16 protein-coding genes are annotated in these 19037 nt (G+C 39.8%); 6 read left to right on the forward strand and 10 right to left on the reverse strand.

What is annotated here, in order from left to right:
* Nucleotides 1-59 precede the first annotated feature (59 nt).
* Nucleotides 60-773, forward strand: a complete 714-nt coding sequence (locus tag KHA99_RS14005; RefSeq protein ID WP_213118110.1) for a YwaF family protein — start codon at nt 60-62, stop codon at nt 771-773.
* A 199-nt stretch (nt 774-972) separates the two neighbouring features.
* Nucleotides 973-2238, forward strand: a complete 1266-nt coding sequence (locus KHA99_RS14010; protein WP_213118111.1) for a dicarboxylate/amino acid:cation symporter — start codon at nt 973-975, stop codon at nt 2236-2238.
* A gap of 52 nt (nt 2239-2290) precedes the next feature.
* Here KHA99_RS14010 and KHA99_RS14015 read toward each other — a convergent pair whose 3' ends face one another.
* Nucleotides 2291-2575 (reverse strand): hypothetical protein, encoded by a 285-nt coding sequence (locus tag KHA99_RS14015; RefSeq protein ID WP_213118112.1) that lies wholly within the window; start codon nt 2573-2575, stop codon nt 2291-2293.
* Nucleotides 2576-2806: 231 nt separating this feature from the next.
* On the opposite strand from KHA99_RS14015, the gene KHA99_RS14020 reads away from it, so the two are divergent.
* The gene (locus KHA99_RS14020; RefSeq protein ID WP_213118113.1) at nt 2807-3655 is read left to right on the forward strand and encodes a peptidylprolyl isomerase; all 849 of its coding nucleotides are present in this window, start codon (nt 2807-2809) and stop codon (nt 3653-3655) included.
* A gap of 135 nt (nt 3656-3790) precedes the next feature.
* Here the strand turns inward: KHA99_RS14020 and KHA99_RS14025 are convergent, their stop codons facing one another.
* Nucleotides 3791-6874, reverse strand: coding sequence for an efflux RND transporter permease subunit (locus KHA99_RS14025; RefSeq protein WP_213118114.1), 3084 nt, complete (start codon nt 6872-6874; stop codon nt 3791-3793).
* 99 nt (nt 6875-6973) lie between these two features.
* On the opposite strand from KHA99_RS14025, the gene KHA99_RS14030 reads away from it, so the two are divergent.
* Nucleotides 6974-7801: a TetR/AcrR family transcriptional regulator gene (locus KHA99_RS14030; protein ID WP_213118115.1), complete on the forward strand. Its 828-nt coding sequence runs from the start codon at nt 6974-6976 to the stop codon at nt 7799-7801.
* A 101-nt stretch (nt 7802-7902) separates the two neighbouring features.
* Here KHA99_RS14030 and KHA99_RS14035 read toward each other — a convergent pair whose 3' ends face one another.
* The 5 genes from KHA99_RS14035 to KHA99_RS14055 all read right to left on the reverse strand — a co-directional run bounded on the left by KHA99_RS14035 (nt 7903) and on the right by KHA99_RS14055 (nt 14674).
* Nucleotides 7903-8898, reverse strand: coding sequence for a Gfo/Idh/MocA family protein (locus KHA99_RS14035; protein WP_213118116.1), 996 nt, complete (start codon nt 8896-8898; stop codon nt 7903-7905).
* Nucleotides 8899-9414: 516 nt separating this feature from the next.
* On the reverse strand, nt 9415-10575 hold the full coding sequence (locus KHA99_RS14040; protein ID WP_213118117.1) for a C40 family peptidase: 1161 nt from the start codon (nt 10573-10575) through the stop codon (nt 9415-9417).
* A gap of 351 nt (nt 10576-10926) precedes the next feature.
* Entirely contained in the window at nt 10927-11406 is a 480-nt protein-coding gene (locus KHA99_RS14045) for a YheC/YheD family protein (RefSeq protein ID WP_213118118.1), read from the reverse strand.
* Nucleotides 11407-11435: 29 nt separating this feature from the next.
* Nucleotides 11436-13037: a glucose PTS transporter subunit IIA gene (locus tag KHA99_RS14050; protein WP_213118119.1), complete on the reverse strand. Its 1602-nt coding sequence runs from the start codon at nt 13035-13037 to the stop codon at nt 11436-11438.
* A gap of 182 nt (nt 13038-13219) precedes the next feature.
* Nucleotides 13220-14674 (reverse strand): MDR family MFS transporter, encoded by a 1455-nt coding sequence (locus KHA99_RS14055; RefSeq protein ID WP_213118120.1) that lies wholly within the window; start codon nt 14672-14674, stop codon nt 13220-13222.
* Between the two features lie 288 nt (nt 14675-14962).
* On the opposite strand from KHA99_RS14055, the gene KHA99_RS14060 reads away from it, so the two are divergent.
* Nucleotides 14963-15466, forward strand: coding sequence for a CarD family transcriptional regulator (locus KHA99_RS14060; RefSeq protein WP_213118121.1), 504 nt, complete (start codon nt 14963-14965; stop codon nt 15464-15466).
* A 74-nt stretch (nt 15467-15540) separates the two neighbouring features.
* Here KHA99_RS14060 and KHA99_RS14065 read toward each other — a convergent pair whose 3' ends face one another.
* The 3 genes from KHA99_RS14065 to KHA99_RS14075 all read right to left on the reverse strand — a co-directional run bounded on the left by KHA99_RS14065 (nt 15541) and on the right by KHA99_RS14075 (nt 17435).
* Nucleotides 15541-15996, reverse strand: coding sequence for a MarR family winged helix-turn-helix transcriptional regulator (locus KHA99_RS14065; RefSeq protein ID WP_213118122.1), 456 nt, complete (start codon nt 15994-15996; stop codon nt 15541-15543).
* Between the two features lie 70 nt (nt 15997-16066).
* Nucleotides 16067-16462 carry a VOC family protein gene (locus tag KHA99_RS14070; RefSeq protein WP_213118123.1) on the reverse strand — a complete coding sequence of 132 codons (396 nt, stop codon included), beginning with the start codon at nt 16460-16462 and terminating at the stop codon, nt 16067-16069.
* 157 nt (nt 16463-16619) lie between these two features.
* A complete protein-coding gene (locus KHA99_RS14075) occupies nt 16620-17435 on the reverse strand; it encodes a ZIP family metal transporter (RefSeq protein ID WP_213118124.1) in 816 nt (271 codons plus the stop codon).
* A gap of 203 nt (nt 17436-17638) precedes the next feature.
* Here KHA99_RS14075 and hemG point away from each other — a divergent pair, with 203 nt between their 5' ends.
* A complete protein-coding gene (gene hemG / locus KHA99_RS14080) occupies nt 17639-19021 on the forward strand; it encodes a protoporphyrinogen oxidase (RefSeq protein ID WP_213118125.1) in 1383 nt (460 codons plus the stop codon).
* Nucleotides 19022-19037 lie beyond the last annotated feature (16 nt).

Raw genomic sequence — 19037 nt, forward strand, 5'->3', positions numbered from 1 at the left:
AAGGCTCAACATAAATTGTTCGGTCCACCCATTAGGTAATGAAAGGATGGTGAAACTGAGTGGAGTGGTTTGGGGATCAATATGCTAAGTTCGATTTTGAAATGTTTTCATCAAGTCATTTTATCATTATGGGTATCTTCTTGGGTTTTACAGCGGGACTTTATTATATGCGAGGCCGGTTAAAGGACGAAAAATGGAGACACGCAGAAATAGGCTTAGCCATCTCATTGATTATACTAGAATTGATTAACCATTTATGGATGTATGCAAATGGAAACTGGAAAGCAAGTCATTCTCTCCCACTTGAATTGTGCAATATTAGTTTGCTATTAACGATTATTTTCTTATTTTCCAGAAAGAAACTTCTTTATGAAATTTTGTTGTTCACAGGCCTGCTAGGTGCCACGCAAGCTATTTTCACCCCATCATTAAACTACGACTTCCCACATTTCCGCTTTTTTCATTTCTTTATTACCCATATGGTGATCGTTTGGGTACCGCTTTATTTCACATGGGCAAAGGGGTACCGCCCAACGTTTTGGTCCTGTGTAAAGCTGTTTGTATTCATGAATGTTTTGGCGCCGACTGTCTTCCTAATCAATCATCTTGTAGATGGAAATTATATGTACCTAAATCATAAACCCAAACATGCCAGTTTATTAGACGTCTTGGGCCCTTACCCATACTATATTCTTTCACTAGAAGTACTTACCATTATACTTACCCTAAGCGTTTGGTTAGTTTTCAGAGATAAAAAGGGGAAAATAAGATAGCTAGAAAATAGTTGAAATTGGGATTGCCTAGGCAGGCAGTCCCTTTTCTTATTATTAACACTAAATCTACTTTGTCCCCATTCTAAGACCAAAAAGACCAAAAAGACCATTATCACCTAAAATATTAAAATTTTAAATTATCAATTAATATGAATACAAGGAGAAATGAAAACGTTATCAAACAAAGGGGGTAAAAGGAATGAAAATTAATTTTCGCAATTTAACGGTTCAAGTTATTATCGGTATTATTCTAGGTATTGCTGTCGGATTTCTGTTTCCAGAGTTTGGGGCAAAATTAAAGGTATTAGCAGATATCTTTATTAAACTAATAAAAATGGTCATCGCACCAATCATCTTCTTTACTATCGTCATCGGTATTGGAAATATGGGAGATTTAAAGAAGGTTGGCCGTATCGGCGGTAAGGCACTGCTTTATTTTGAAATTGTCACTACATTTGCCTTAGCGATTGGTATTCTAGTAGTTTCTATTATTAAACCAGGGCATGGCTTTAACACGAAAGCTGCTGAAGGGGCAGACGTTTCACAGTACACAAAGGCTGCTGCCGAAACTAGCCATGGTGTGATGGACTTTATCTTAGGAATCGTTCCTGATAATGCGCTGGCAGCTCTATCTGGTGGAACTTTACTGCCGGTTCTATTCTTTGCAGTGATATTCGGAATTGCCGCTGCTTCTTTGGGGGAAAAAGCAGCACCAGTCATTTCATTCCTTGAAAAGGTTTCGGAAATTTTCTTCGCTATTGTAAATATGGTCATGAAGGTATCTCCAATTGCAGCATTCGGCGCAATGGCTTTTACCATCGGTAACTTCGGTATTGGCTCTCTTATCTCATTAGGTAAATTAATGGGTTCCGTTTATATTACGATGTTCCTGTTTATCGTGTTCGTTCTTGGCACTATTGCTAAATTCTATAACTTCAATATCTTTAGTTTCTTAAAATATATTAAAGAAGAAATCCTGCTTGTTTTAGGAACATCATCTTCAGAATCTGCTCTTCCAAAGATGATGGAGAGACTAGAAAAGTATGGCTGTTCAAAATCAGTTGTAGGTCTTGTTGTTCCAACAGGTTATTCTTTCAATCTTGATGGAACCTCCATCTACCTATCCATGGCTGCAGTCTTTATTGCCCAAGCCTATGGAGTCGAATTAACCATTTGGCAGCTAGTAACCCTGCTTGGCGTATTAATGCTTACTTCTAAAGGGGCTGCTGGTGTTACTGGTTCAGGATTTATCACTTTAGCAGCAACTTTAGCAGCTTTCCCAATGATTCCGGTAGAAGGAATGGCACTTATTCTTGGGGTAGACCGCTTTATGTCAGAAGCACGTGCCATTACAAACCTAATCGGTAATGGTGTCGCTACAGTCGTTATTTCAAAAACGGAAAAAGAATTTAACCCAAGTGGTGTAACCCAAACAAAATCTCAAAAAACTTCCATCGCTTCTTAATTTAAAAGCAAAAAAATTAGGACTGGCTCTTCCTGAGCCGGTCCTTTTTTGACTATTCTCCTTTTTTCTTCGGTACTAATTTCACCACTTTATACCCAGGCTTTAATTTAACCCTCCTTGTTTCCTTATCTGTTTTAAGTTGATAAATCGTATATTTACGCGGCTGCTGTTCAACCAAATCAATTTTTTGGATTTGTTCGTTTTTATAATATTTCCGTATTTTCTTTTCCTGCTTCTCTTGTTTTTCTCCATAAAACACATCATATAAAAAAATGAATACATACACGAAAATGGCGCCGACTATTAGCGTATAAAGAATTGAAGACAAAATTGACACATGTGACATCCTTTCTTAATTAGCGGAAATAAAATATATTTTATCGTTTCTTCCGGCCGCTTTCCATTTTTTCTACAATTGTTCTTAGCTTGTTCATTTTTTATTCATATTCATTCTGTACCATAGATTTTATAAATGAAAACTCGCCGATTGGCGAGTCCGTTAGGACGAAGACAGAGGCGTAGTTGAATTTATACTTTCTTATTAGCTAAAAATTTAGGAGTGAAATAATTGAAAAAATGGATTCTTTCAGGATTAATGGTTGGCGCTTTGGCTTTGGCAGGCTGTAGCAGCGGTGCCATCATGAAATCCGATGCAGGAAATATCTCTCAGGATGAATTATATCAAGCGATGAAAGACAAATATGGAACACAAACCCTTCAGCAGCTTGCAGTGGAAAAAGTGCTGGCAAAAAACTATTCCGTTTCTAAGTCTGAAGTGGACGCCCAAGTGAATAAAACAAAGGAGCAGATTGGTGATTCATTTCTCTCCACCCTTCAGCAATATGGCTTTAAAGACGAAAACGACTACCGAAGCTCTGTAAAACTAAATCTGCTGGAACAAAAGGCAGTGTTTAAAACCATTAAGGTAACGGATAAAGAACTGAAGCAGGCATACGATGATTACACACCGGAAATTCGTGCCCGTCATATTTTAGTGAGCGACGAAGCAAAAGCAAATGAAATTGCTGCGAAACTTAAGTCTGGAGCTAAGTTTGAAGATTTAGCGAAGGAATCAGAGGATACCGCCACTGCCTCCAAAGGCGGCGACCTTGGCTGGTTTGGCACCGGCGTCATGGACCCTGATTTTGAAAAAGCAGCCTATGCTTTAGAAAAAAATCAAATCAGCGACCCGATTAAAACCTCTTACGGATACCATATCATCCAGGTAACAGATAAAAAGGAGAAAAAATCATTCGAGGAAATGAAAAAAACCCTTACCGAACAGGTAAAGCAATCAAAAGTCACACAGGACCAGATTGTTAAAGTGTTAAAAGACGAGTTCAAAAAGGCTGATGTCAGCATTTCTGATAAAGATTTAAAAGCGGCAGCCGAGTTCTCTACGACAACTGTTCAATAAGAACAGCCCAAATAAAAAAAGCCGAGAATGCTCTCGGCTTTTTTATATTTTGTCTACCAGGATCTTGGGTATTTGTCTTTGCGTATTTCTATTCCTTCTTAAGATCTTGGATGACATCCAGCAAAGGCCGGATTTTTAATTTTCTTCTATTTCTCTTCGGTTTTTCTTGAACATCTTCGATAATACTTCATACACGATTGGAACAACGATTAAGGTTAATAGCGTTGAACTTGCTAAGCCGCCGATAACAGTAATGGCAAGACCTTTCGAGATTAATCCTCCACCGCCTTCACCAAGTGCCAATGGGATTAACGCTCCAATGGTAGCAATAGCGGTCATGAGGATTGGACGAAGACGTGTCGCTCCGGCCTCCAAAACAGCTTTCCTCATACTCAAGCCATCGCGTTCCATATGAATAATCCGGTCCACCAAGACGATGGCGTTCGTAACAACAATACCAATCAGCATCAGCAGCCCCATCATGACTGAAACGGAAATGGTTTCCCCAGCAATTAACAAACCTACAAAGGAACCAATTACTGCAAACGGAAGCGAGAATAGGATTGCAAACGGTGCAACACCTTCACGGAAAGTAACAACAAGGATGAAGTAGACGATAGCAATCGCTGCAGCCATGGCCGCTCCAAGCTGGGTGAAGGTTTCCGTCATATCCGCTTGGACACCGGCAACGCCAACTGTCACTCCTTTAGGGAGATCCAATTTATCTACTTCTTTACCAATCTTAGCGGTTACTTTCGAAATATCCTCGCCTTTGATTGTGGCTGAAACGGTCGCAAAGTATTCACCTTTACTACGCGCCAACGTATTCATCGTGGTCCCCTTCTTAACAGTAACTAACTCAGAAAGCGGCACATTCGCCCCCACTGCCGTCGGTACCTGTTTAGAAAGCATCTCATCGATAGATTCCGGCTGGGCCGTTTGTTCCTGTTGAACAATGACATCTAAAGCCTTCCCGTCTTTTTCAACAGTTGTTAAAACATCCTTCGTTTTCTGCGGATTTAACATCATCACAAGCTGGCCTGTTGTTAATCCATACTTTAGCAGATGGGCTTGTTCAACCCGGAAGGTATATTCGACATAAGCATCCTCGGCAGTTGAAGTCACATCTTTTAAATCTTTATGTTTCTTCAGTACTGACTCGACTTTTTTCACCGAATCGTTTAATTTGTTTAAATTTTCACTGTAGAACGTATAGCTTACTTCATTGGTCGATCCCGACATGGACGAGAAGTTCTGGCTCTTCCATGTTCCTGATTGGCCAATACCTGTTACATACTTTTCAATCTTCTCCTTAACGGAAGGGAAGTTCTTCGTATCCGGATCAAAAATCAGGTACATTAATCCACCTTTGGAGCCGCCGCCCATCATCGCCCGCTGCGGGTCGCCTTCTTCTGTAATGGATATTTGAACAATATCAATATCTTTACGTTTCATCATTTTTTCTTCAACCGCTTTAACATTTTCCAATGTCTGCTCGTGAAGTTCGCCAGCTTTTGGTGTGTAGGTTAAGTACATGACCTTATCTTCTTCGCTCCCCATAAAGCTGAAACCAATTAATGGCGTTAATGCTAAGCTGCCGGCTAATAACAGTACAGCCAAAATAGAAGCGATGACTTTGTGGTTAAGTGCTTTTTCCAAAAACCATTTATACCATTCGGCGAGCTCCCCGGCATCTTTATGACGAATGGCCGTCTTCTCGCTGTATAATTTTTTCCTAAATAGGAAATGCGAAAGAGCTGGCACGATGGTAATTGCTATGAGTAAGGAAGCCCCGAGTGAAAATGCCATCGTTAAGGCAAACGGTGTGAACAATTCACCAACCATACCGCCTACGAAGATCAGCGGTGCAAAAACGGCGACCGTTACCAATGTCGAGGACATAATCGGTTTGAACATTTCAATGGTCGCTTCGCGGACCAAGGCGCGCCCAGTTAACTTCTCTTCCTTTAGATGCAGGCGTCGATAAATATTTTCCACGACTACTATTGAGTCATCGATAACCCGGCCGATCGCGACTGTTACCGCGCCGAGCGTCATGATATTCAAGGTTATATCCATCCAGTTCAGAATCAGCAGGGCCATAAGAATTGACACTGGAATCGATATGATAGAAATAATCGTCGATTTAAAATCACGTAAGAACAAAAGAATGATTAAAACGGCTATCAAACCGCCAAACACGGCCTTTTCTACCATCGTGTTCACAGATTCCTGAATTGGTTTTCCCTGGTCAAGGGTTACATCGATAGTAAGCCCCTCATATTTGGCCTTTTCATCTTTTATTAGTTTCTTTACCTTATTAACGACATCAACAGTATTAGCCTGCTGGGCTTTGACAATTTGAATAGCAATCGCGTCTTTGCCGTTTGTTCGGGAAATTGATTGCACCTTACCAATTGTCTTAACCTCAGCAATATCGCCAAGTTTCACAATAGGTGATGGATTAGCTGCTGATGGTGTAACAGGAATTAGCATATTATTTAATTCATCCACCGTCATGAACTTTCCATCAATCGCAACAGCCTGCTCCCCTTCTTTAAACTGGTAAAGTCCTAAGGAAACGGCCATGTTGCTTGCTTGAATCATTTGCTTTACTTTATCTTCAGTTAAACCTAACTCAGCCATTTTGGCCTTATTGTACGTAAGGTCTACTTCGTCAATATGCTGACCGGTAATGGTTGCAGATGCTACACCATCGAGTTTCTCGATTTTAGGAACCAAGCTTTCCTCAACGGTTGACGTAAGCTCAACAATATCCTCTTTTGAACTGCTGACACTTAGTGCAACGACAGGCATCATGTTCATGCTGATCGCCGTTGTCGTTGGTTTCTGCGCCCCTTCCGGCAATTTCAAGGAATCCAATGCCGATTTTAATTCACGCTTCGCCTCATCCATATCGATACCATATTCGTATTCCACCTGGATGCTCGCCATATTTGAATAGGAATTGGAATAAACGGCTTTTACGTGGTCAAGGCCCTCCGCCGCTTTTTCAATTGGCATGGAGATGTCGTTCATGACCTGTTCTGGGGTGGCACCAGGATAAACGTCCGTTACCATTAAATACGGAATGGAAATATCGGGAATCATCTCGGTTTTCATTCGTAATCCCGAATAAATACCCGATACCGTAATGATGATAGTCAATAACCAAACTGCTAATTTATTTCTCAAGACAAAATTGACTAACCCTTTCACTATTACACCTGCCCTAAATTGACTTAATGAACTCAATTCCTTATAATAATGACCAATCAGTCATTTGTCAATTAAAGACCATAGGAGCGAGGTCAATAGATGATTAAAAAACAATTAATTATGGAAAAAGCGCTGGAGCTTTTTGCGGAGCAAGGGTTTGAGGCCACTTCGGTACAGCAAATTACGGAGCATTGCGGTATATCTAAAGGAGCTTTTTACCTGTCTTTTAAGTCAAAGGACGAATTGATTATTGCTTTAATCGACCAATTTATGATGCAGGTTGTTACTGACATTGACCGCATAGTCAGAGATACTTGTGATGAGCAGCTTTTATATGAATTTTATTATTCTATTTATCAGTCTTTTCACAAGCATTCAGACTTTGCCAAGGTCCTCATGAAGGAGCATTCGCAAACACTGAATAAAGAACTCATTCAAAAAATGAGATATTATGACAAACTATTAGAGGACATTATCCTATCGATGATTGAACGTTTATACGGGGGGAGAGTCCAAGAGATAAAATATGACTTAATGTATTCGATAAAAAGCTTTATGAATATGTATTCTCATTTATTTGTATTTTACAGCATTCCAGTAGATTTGAAGTTGCTGGCTAACTCCCTTGAGGAAAAAACAAATCTGCTGGCTACCAATGCCACCGTGCCATTTGTTTCTGTGGAGCTTCACCACATGATGCAGCCTATGAATGAAGAAATAACGAAGGAACAAATCCTAGACACTCTAGAACAAAAAATAGCAGAAATAGAAGAGCCAATTGAGAAAGAATCGCTGATTCTGTTAAAGCAGCAGCTAATAGAGCCAACCTTTAGTCTGGCAATTGTGAAGGGGCTGCTAGAGAATATTCGGAATCATCCCCATTGTAAATGGATCTCCTATTTACTTCGCCGGTATTATAAAGTTTAAATTTAGATCCATCGTTTTTATATAAAAAAAGCCGAGATCAGTCTCGACTTTTTTTATATTGCTGGATGACAAGTCTTTTATATTTCTTCGTACCATCAATCCTAAGAATCCAGCTGTACAAGCATTCCAGTTCTAATGGATTCATAGCAAGCCTGAATAGCCCTTGTGTTATTGATTGAATTTTCTGCGGTGTAGGATGGTTCTCCATCCTCTAAAATGACGTTTGAAATATGTTCAACCTCTAATTTATAAATATCGCCGGTAATTTTTTCTTCTCTTTTAACGAATTCCTTCTGAACAATGACCAGGCCTTCTCCACCTTGGTGGTCTGGGCGGAATGCTCGTGGGACTTGAATTTTCCCTTCCGTGCCGATAATTTCATACTCAGCTCTAAATGTCATATCGAAGCTGCAATCAAAATAACCAGTCATTCCGTTTTCCAGTTTCATGTATACGAATGCAGAAGTATCCACCTGATGGTCCGGGTCAATCTTGGCATGAACATGGACTTCGGCTGGTTCTGTTTGCAATACATTGCGAATCGCATGGACGCAGTAGCAACCTACATCATAAATGCTGCCGCCGCCTTTCTGCTTATCCATTTTGATATTTCCTTCGCGCTGAGCAAGTAAAAATGAAAAGCTTGCGCGCATGTATTTCACATCACCGATTTCACCAGAGGCGATAATTTCCCGGACCCGTTCATGCTGCGGATGAAACTGATACATAAAGGCTTCCATAAATTTCACGTTTTTCTCCCGGCAAAACTCCGCCATTTCCCTTGTTTCATCAGGAGTCATCGATGCCGGCTTTTCACATAGAACATGCTTGCCATGCTTTGCCGCTTCCATCGTCCATTGTTTATGTAAATGATTTGGAAGCGGGATATAGACGGCATCGATCTCGGGGTCTTGAAGAAGCTCTTCATAGCTGCCGTAGCATTTGGGAATGTTAAATTTCGCCGCTACTTCCTCCGCTTTTCCGCTTCCGCTGGCGATAGCAGCCACTTCCGCATTTTGCGCTCGGCCAAATGCGGGGATTAACTCTCTTTGGGCAATTTTTGCAGTACTTAAAATACCCCAACGAACCTTTTTCATTTCAAATCATCCTTTATATTTTAGAATTAAACACCAAAGTAGGCCATAAAACACCGTCAACATGAACTGTAATCCCTGTTGTTTTTTTCCCTCCTGCTACACCGTTTGATAGTCACCCTATAATCCTCAAAGGGCTTTCCTAATAGTTTATTAGAGAAAGGATGCCGAGTAGTCAGCATCCTTGTCCATTAAAAGCTTTTTCTAAAGAAAACTCGCCGATTGGCGAGCCCCTAAGGGCGGTTCATGAGGCGTAGTTGCACTTATGCATTAAGAAAGTATAAAGCTTTCGGCAGAAAGTTTATACTTCTTATTAGCCGGAATATTAAACCTTCAGTATATTGGAATCGTTTGCAGGTTTACTTCTATCCTAGCATATCCTTTTTTATCAAATCAATAATTTATTCAGTAAACAAACAAATTTTCCGAATATATTGTAATGAACAAAAAAACGCCTAGAGCAGAATTACTCTAAGCGTTTTTTCTCCATATTTTCACCGTTACTATTGTATACTTCTTTTACCGCAATACTCTCGCTGCACTTGAGAATTTGGATGGGTCATAAGATGCAATCTTCACCACATCACCCGTTTGCGGCGCATGGATATACTGACCGCCGCCAATATAAATACCGACATGATAAGCAGGGCTACCCCTAAATACTAAATCTCCTGGCTGCACTTGGCTTGGTGAAATTCTTGTTCCAACACCTTGCTGGGAACTGGACACTCGTGGAAGATTGATCCCAACTGCATTTCTGAACACGTACGAAGTAAATCCAGAACAATCAAATCCACTCGGCGTTGAACCGCCCCAAACGTAAGGAACACCTAAGAATTGTTTTGCATAAGAAATAACCTTATTTGCCGCATCAGGGTCAGATGGATTAGCAGCTGCAACCGTTGGTGCTGGCGCTGGGTTTGAAGCAGTTTTGACAGAAGACTGCTGCACCTGCGCTGGCTGTTGCTGCTGGGCCAAACGAGCTTGGCGCTCTGCCTCTTCCCTTGCTGCTATTTGAGCCTGACGCTCAGCCTCTTGTTGAGCAGCGAATTGGTCCTGTTGGCCTTGTAATTGGGTTTGAGCTGCCGCCAATGCCTGCCCAACTGAAGCCTTATCTTCTTCAATCTGTTTCTGTTCAGCAGCTAATTCTACCTGGCTCTTTTTTAAATTAGCTAGCTCATTTTGAAGTTTATCTTCTGCATCTGTTAATGCTTGTTGTTTTTCCTTTAACCCGTTTAGTTTATCAGTGTCATTTTGAATAATTTGCGAAATCGCTGAAAAGCGTGTTAAAAACTCAGATAGATTATTAGAAGAAAGCAAAACCTCTGCGTAAGCGGCGACCGAGATTTTACCCTCTGACTGAATACTTTTTAACCGCTCGGTATAAGCCTGTTTGTAAGCTTCCAAGTCATTTTTTGCTGTTTCAATTTCAACCTTGGATTTTTCGATTTCCCCTTGTTGAGTTTGAATTTGGTCGTTCAATTTTTGACTTTTCTCTATCGCTAAGTTAATTCGGTTATCTAATTGTTGAACTTGTGTTTCAAGGTCATCGACATGCCCTTGAGTCGCATTTATTTGACTTTGTGTGACTTGTCCTGGTTCTGCAAAAGCAGGTGTTGCTTGTATCAAAGATGCGAGGACGACAGCCGATACTGTATATGTAAAAAATTTTTTTATCATCACAAATCTCCTCTAACTACCTATTATTATTTCAAATTCTTAATCTATTATTAGTTTATATTCCCATTAGACTAAAAACAATGAAACTGTCGGATTTGTAATGTAATTGTAATTTTATGTAGAAAAATATTACAAAAATTTCGACATCCCCCTGTTTTTTACTTTTTAAAGACAAAAAAAACCCAAATAAATCTATTTATTCGGGTGGAATTTAGAAAGCTAATAGGAGCTGCTTGAGATTGTGTTAAAGAATATTTACTAATCCCTCAGGAAAAATCCCCTTTTTAAAATCCAGCCAGGTGCTTTAAGCAGAGATAATACGAATTTTGAATATCTCTGTACAACTTCGTATCATTTATAGCAAGGGGGAAGGGTATCATCCACAAAGCGATGACTCAACTCAATAATCCAAATATGTTTATTTTTATCAACAGCCATATCCACTCCTAAATCGCCAAACAGCTTCCCTGATTGCTTCTCTAAACATTCAGCCGCACGACAGGCAACAGTGAAGAATTGCTGTTTCAGGTCCTCAGTTGTTTCCGATGTCAATCCTAAGCTTTCCTGTAAAGTATAAAAAGCCGGTTGAACGGTACCGCCATTACTATGATTACTAACAATGCTCCCCGGCACGCCGTTTTTTGCCACCCAACCAGTACATAGCCATTTTCCTGTTTGGTCTTTGGCAAGGTACAAACGGTAATCAATGACTTGATTATTGTAGAAATTCAAATCAAGCTTTTGCTGGATTATATGTTGTTTTCTTCCAATCTTGTTGGAGGAGACATTAATGATAATATTTCGAAGAAGATTATTTAATCCTAATGACAAAGGTGAGGAACTTTCCCTCACCTTTTACTTTATACAATAAGTCTAATTAATTCATCTTTCATTTCGACACTCACATCTTTGCTTGGAATCACATCTAAATATTGACCGGAATTGGTAATGACTACCGGAGTTTTAACATCGTAGCCTGCTGCTTTAATTCTTTCAATGTCAAATTGAATCAGCAAGTCTCCCTTTTTAACGGTATCCCATTGTTTAACATGCGCAGTAAAAAATTGACCGTTCAGATTAATGGTATCTACCCCAACATAAATTAAGATTTCAGCCCCATCTTCTGATGTAATACCAATAGCGTGATCAGTTGGAAAAAGAGTGGTAACCATACCATCCACCGGAGAAACCACTTCTCCCTTGGATGGATCAATGACAATGCCTTTTCCTACCACTTCAGTTGAAAATAACGGATCTTCAATTTTGGTTAAAGGAATAATTCCTCCGCTTAATGGGCTAAAAATGGTTTCTCGTTTTACACCCGCTAGTCCAAATTCTTTAATCGTTTTAGCCGATTCAGCGTTATTTTTTCCTTCATAGCCAATCACTAATGTAAGAACCAGTGCAAGTATTAACGCTGCAATAGTCCCAATTAAATAGAGTCCGATTGGTGTAAAGACAGGAATAGACAAGAAACTCGGGAGAGCAAAGGCAGTCCCTTTTACTCCAAATGCCCCATTAATAGCTCCACCAATTGCTCCGGCTATTGCCACAATTACCATCGTTCGTTTGTACCGTACAAGGATACCATATGTAATGATTTCAGTTGTCCCAGCTAAGGCACTAGGAATAAGCCCAGATCCAGCGAGTGTTTTCAAGTCCCTATCCCTAGTTTTTAAGAGAACCCCAAGGCCCATCCCAATTTGCGCAAATGGAGCAGCAGCTACCATCGGGCTAATCGGGTCACCGCCAGTTGCTAAATTAGCAATCATGATTGGAACAACTGCCCAGTGAAGACCTAATATGGTCAAGAATGACCATCCAGCCCCCAGCACTGCTCCAGTCAGAATGCCGCTTTTTGCACTTAGAAATTTGATCACCAATGCTAAGCCCCCTCCCACATATGTACCAAAAGGGCCAAAAACAAGTACGGTCAAGGGAACAATAATAGCTAATGAAATAAGAGGATTCAAAAACATTTGTAAGTCTTTATATATCACTTTTTTCAAAAACTTATCTAAAACGGCATAAATGGAAACAGCAATTAATATAGGAAAAACGGTTGAGGAATAGTTCGCCAATATAACCGGAATCCCTAAGAAATCTACGTTTTGAGCTTTTGATGCAACTAAATCCGTATAATGGGGTTCCAATAGTGCAGCACCGATCGCACCACCAACGTAGCCATTAGCTCCAAGTTTTGTGGCTAATGTGATGCCGAGAAAAACTGGGAAGAAGTAAAAAATAGCATGTCCAGCTGCAGAAAGAATGGCAAAGGTTCCGCTTTTAGGAGATATCCACCCTAATGTCATTAAAATTGATAATAACGCTGAAATTAATCCGGATCCAGCAAGAACCCCTAAAATAGGCGCGAAACTTCCACTGATTACTCCTAATATTTTATTCATGACCGTTTCTTGTTTTTCTTCAGCAACATCTCTCGAAGTATTAATCGCGTTCACATTTATGATCTCCTTGATTGAAATTTACGTTATCAATTGTTCCTATAGTAAGAACTTTACAGCGGGTACTTCTTCTTATAATTACTCTTTCTAATAAAATCATCCTTAACTTTGCCTATAAAAAATAAAACCATTCGTAAAGAACACTTTTACGAATGGTTTCTAAAAAATTTTAGCTTTTGCTAGTTGCGTACGGTTTCTGTTGAGCACACAAAAACTTGAGATTGTACGTTTTCTTCACTTGGTTTGTTGACAAATAATGAACAGATGAACAAAAAGACTGAAATTCCTGTAACAAAGTAGAAGGCATATTTTACACCTGCCGCTAATATTTCTGCTTGCGAGGCATCGGGAACATCGCTGGCAAAGCCAGTTTGACCTGCAGTAAGCAAAGTAATGGCAATCGCTGTACCTGATGCACCAGCAACTTGGTTTAATGTATTCATAGCAGCTGAGCCATCTGCATAAAACTCACGCGGCAATGCATTAAGTCCATTTGTTTGTGATGGGATCGTTACCATCGTTAACCCAAAGAATAAAACCATAAATGCTATGACAATTTGCCAAGCAGGTGTTGTCGCTGAAATAGAAGCAGCGAAAATAATATTACCAATCAATACAATAATGGATCCTGCTAATGCTAATTTACGCGGTCCAATTTTATCAAACATCGTTCCAACAATCGGTGACAGAATAACATTGACAGCATTACCTGGCAGTAATAATAGACCAGCCACTGCAGCACTAAATAATAAAGATCCCTTTAAATACATTGGCAATAAAATAGATGTTGATAAAATGACTAAAATACTTAGGAACATCATCGCTGTTCCTAATGTGAACATGGGATACTTGAATACCCCTAAATTAATCATCGGCTTATCCATTGTATTTTGACGAATTCCAAATAATACAAGGGCAATAATCCCTACTAGTAAAGGTGCCCATACTAATGGAGCAGTAAAAGGTGCACCTGCCATAGAAGCCAGACCATAGATTAATCCGCCAAAACCGATTGTGGATAAAACAATGGATAACGCATCGATTTTAGGTTTCGTAATTTCCCCTACATTTTCTATTTTCGCTACAGCAGTAAGAGTCAGTAGTACATAAAAAGCGGCGCTAATCCAGAAAATATAATGCCAGCCTAAAGTGCTAATAACGACCCCTGAAAGTGTTGGTCCTAAAGCTGGACCTAATGTAATCACCAGACCCATAATTCCCATGACTACTCCGCGTTTATGAATAGGGAAAATCACTAAAAGTACACTTACCATGACCGGTATGATAATACCTGTGCCGATTGCTTGAACGATACGGCCAGTTTCTAAAATTGCAAAACTTGGAGAAATGGCTGTTAGAATCGCTCCTACTAGCGAAATAACAATTCCCCCAATAACTAATTTACGAGTACTAAACCATTTCATTAAAAGGGCTGAAATAGGCACTAATATAGCTAATGTTAATAAATATCCTGTTGTCAGCCACTGTGCAGTAGCCGCTTGAACAGCAAATTGATCCATGACATTTGTTAATGCCATATTTAAGGCTGTTTCACCAAATAATCCAATAAAGGCACCTAGCATTAAGATCGCTGCCATGACCTTAGGACTTTTTACTTGTATTTGCGTTTTCATAAAACTCTCCTTCGTAAATTAATAAGACCAATCTTGTAAAACCCGGAAATAATTGTTAGTGATTCACGGGCCAGTAATTGTATCTTTTTCACCCAAATTCAGCTGATTATTTTCAATCATTCCAATCAGCTTGTGTTCCATTCCCGTTGCACACCCCCACATACCAACGGACCAGCTAACTATATCAAAAAATTTTTTCTAACGTCAACCAAGTTGACAAAAATTTTTTTTAATGTTAATATGGTATTATCAACTTAGTTGACATCAATTTGAATTGGAAGTGATTAAATGTTTAGTATTGGAGATATGGTCATCTATTCCGTACATGGCATATGCAAAATTGATGATATTTGTGAAAAAACAGTATCGGGTAAAACAAGCCTGTATTATGTATTACATCCTACGGAAGGCAATAATCATTTAACAATTAGTACTCCAGTTCATAATAGTAAAGTAGTTATGCACGAACTTCCTGATAGAGAGGAAGCAAATGAAATAATTGAGTCCTTTAAATATCCGGGGGTAAAATGGAATGACAAACCTAACGTACGGCACCAGTTATATTCCAACATTGTAAATACAGGTGAACGAAAAGAAATTGCTAAATTGGTAAATACGCTTATGAGGCAAAAAATTGAAGTCGATCTACTCGGAAGAAAACTTTACGAACAAGACCGCAAACTTTTGGACACTGTACAAAGCATCTTATTTAAAGAATTAGCTATTTCGTTGAATACCACTTCTGGTGAGATAAATGAAATGATCATTGATTTGATAACTGAAAGTAAATAAAAAAGTGTTTTTAACGGTATAAAAACCTCCTCTTGTTTATCACAAGAGGAGGTTTCTATTTAACCTAGCAATGTTTATTCTATTCCCCAATCTAACTTTAATAGCTCCTTAAGGATTTTCACTTGTTCAGCACCTATTTTTTCTGCAATTTTATTCTCAAACTGTTCTTTAAGAGCCGCGTTTTTTTCGTAGCATTCTTCCCCTAAGACTGTTAACTGGATACACTTCTCTTTCTTGTTGTTTTCTGCATTGCTAATCTCCACTAATCCTTTTGCAGCAAGGTTTTTCATAAATTTATGAGTCGCCTGGCGGGAAATTTCTACATTTTTCGTAACATACGAGATGGTAGGTCTCTTTTTATAAATCCTGGCCATGATATACCACTCAGAATTTGAAATATATATATCACTTTGGTCATTCCATGCTTTCTCCGAAATTCTTCTGACCAAAGTATGACGCTCGCTTAATAAATCTATAAGGTCTAAATTTTGTAATCCAGAGGCGGAATTCAAACGATTCACTCCAATCATCATCTTCGCCACTTACTATACAAAATTCCGTTATAAAATGTCAACTTGCTTGACATCTATTCATTGCAACCTATTTAGCATTCACATCCGGTTGATGAATCCCAAAAATATTCCCTTCGGTATCCAGATAGTATCCTTGCCAGGCCATCCCAGGCAGGGCATATTTGGGCATAGCAACCTTGCCGCCATGCTCAAGAATTTTAGCTTCAGTTACGTCGTAATTTTCCACTCCCATTGTACAAGCAAAAGCATTTAAAGCTTGGTTTGTTTCCGGCGGAGCACTTTGACGTTGCATCAAGGCACCATTAATTCCAGGTTCGTCTTCACTCCCTGTCACTGCTCCAAAGTAAGGCATTCCAGCATAGTCACTCCAATCTTGGAATGTCCATCCGAATACCTCTCCATAAAACTTCTTTGCCCGTTCCATATCATTCACATGAATTTCAAAATGAACTAATCTTCCCATGATAAACCTCCTAATATTATAAAAAATTTTCCTTTAAATCTATTCGTCTGTTATCTTGTAATTCCCTCTCTATTATCGTGGAATTTTTGGAAAAATATTCAATTATCCTTCATGTTCCAAGCTTCAGAAAATTGCTGCGGCTGTTGTTGTATAAGTACTAACCTAATGCCACATCTAGAATCATCATCAACACGAAACCAACCATTAAACTCATGGAAGCCAAATCTTTATTGCCATTTTCTTGTGAACCTGGAATCACTTCTTCCGTCACCACAAAGATCATGGCCCCAGCCGCAAAACTTAATGCATAGGGTAATAATGTTTCAATAAATGAGACAGCAAATGCACCAAAGAGAGCAGCAATCGGTTCGACCATGCCCGAGAATTGGCCGTACAAGAAGCTCTTTCTTCGAGACATTCCCTCTCTTCTTAGTGGCATGGAAACCGCAACGCCTTCTGGAAAGTTTTGAATACCGATCCCAAGGGCCAGCGTCAAAGCTCCCGCTAAAGAGGCTTCTGTACCCCCATTTGCAAGCGCACCAAAGGCAATCCCGACAGCCAGCCCCTCTGGGATATTATGCAATGTGATCGCGAGTACCAACAGTGTACTCCTTTTTCTCCCTTTCGGATGATAACCCTCCGCTTTACCAATAGGCGAATTCGGATGAAGATGGGGTAAAACTTTATCGATCCCCCATAAAAAAATGCCTCCTATTAAAAATCCAAAGGCGGCCGGAAACCAAGTTCCTATAGGATGATTTCCAGACATTTCGATGGCCGGAGCCAGTAATGACCAATAGCTGGCCGCAATCATGACATCGCCCGCAAATCCTAACATACTATCCATTAATCTTTGGTTGATTGCTTTCGTGGCAAAAACCAGAGCAGCCCCAATTGCAGTCATCCCCCAAGTAAATAGAGTAGCTATGAAAGCTTGCATTATAGGATTGAATTCCTGAAAAAACTCCACCATTATGTTGGGCCCCTTTTTAAGAAGAAATAATGTTATCAAATCATTACCAATCATTATTTCTAGATTTTTGAAATTTACTCTTTTTATATATTCTGAGTGCTTGCAGCCATAAGGGAGAAAGTTACCTGAGCTATTTTTCCCCCTACCCAGGTATGGTACACTTAAAAAGTGAAGAAGTTTGAAATAATTAAGAGGTGGCAGCAGTGAAAACAGTCGTAGTAATTGGCGGCGGTATTACGGGGCTATCAGCCATGTATGAATTGCAAAAATGGAAAAAGGCGAATCAAGCAGATATGAAGCTTGTTCTGGTTGAAGCGTCCAATCAGTTGGGCGGAAAAATCCGTACTGTCAAACAAGATGGCTTTATCATGGAGGCAGGAGCAGATTCCATCGTGGCCCGTAAAATGGAGTCCATGCCTATCTTAGAGGAACTTGGTCTGGAGAAAGAAATTGTCTACAATGCAACAGGCCGTTCGTTTATTTATGCAGATGGAGAATTGAAGCCCATTCCGGTGGATGCAGTGTTCGGAATTCCAGCAAGCATTGAATCGCTGGCAAAAAGCACGCTCGTTTCAGCTGAAGGAAAAGTGGCTGCACTGAAGGATTTTTATTCAAAAAATGAAACATTCACCAAGAATGACTCTATCGGTTCCTTTCTGGAGCATTTTCTTGGAAAGGAATTGGTTGAAAAACAAATTGCCCCTGTCCTTTCCGGCGTCTATTCTGGAAAACTTAGTGACTTAACTATCGCCTCCACCCTTCCATATTTAATTGATTATAAAGAAAAATACGGAAGTATCATCAAAGGCCTCGAAGCCAATAAGCAGAAATTTACAGGCGGAGAAAGGAAGTTTCTTTCTTTCCAAAATGGCTTAGGCTCGCTTATAGATGCGTTTGAGGAAAAGCTTGATGAAGTGGAAATTTTACTTAATTCAAATGTCACGAAAATAGAAAAAGAAGGCAGTAATTACCTAGTGGTTCTAAACAATCTGGAAATCATCGAAGCGGATTACGTTATCCTTAGTATTCCGCATACGGCTGCTGAATCCTTAATCACTGACCCGGACCTGTCAAAAGATTTCGCTGGGTTGAAAAACAGTTCATTGATAAGTGTGTATGTTGGTTTTGACGTGCCTGACAGTGTCCTTCCTGCTGATGGAACAGGGTTTATCGCCGCGAATACAGATGAGTTGTCCTGCAACGCCTGTACTTGGACAAGCCGGAAATGGGAGCATACATCAAAGTCAGGGAACCTGCTTGTCAGATTGTTTTATAAAAGCAGCCACCCATCCTTCGCTTCATTAAAGGAAATGGACCAAGAAGAACTACTCAATGTTGCGCTTAGCGATATTAACAAAGCCCTTGGCATTACCGCCAAGCCTGCTGACAGTGAAATCACCAAATGGACCGAGCAAATGCCGAATTATTTGATTTCCCATCCTAAAAGTGTCGAAGCACTAGAAAGCAAAATGGCAGCCGCTTACCCAGGGGTTATCCTTGCCGGTTGTTCTTACTATGGCGTGGGAATCCCTGATTGCATTGAAAACGGAATAGATTCAGCAAGAAAGATTATTCACACATTCTAACATTTAGAGGATAGCT

The sequence above is a fragment of the Neobacillus rhizophilus genome (assembly GCF_018343535.1).
GTDB lineage: Bacteria > Bacillota > Bacilli > Bacillales > Cytobacillaceae > Neobacillus > Neobacillus rhizophilus.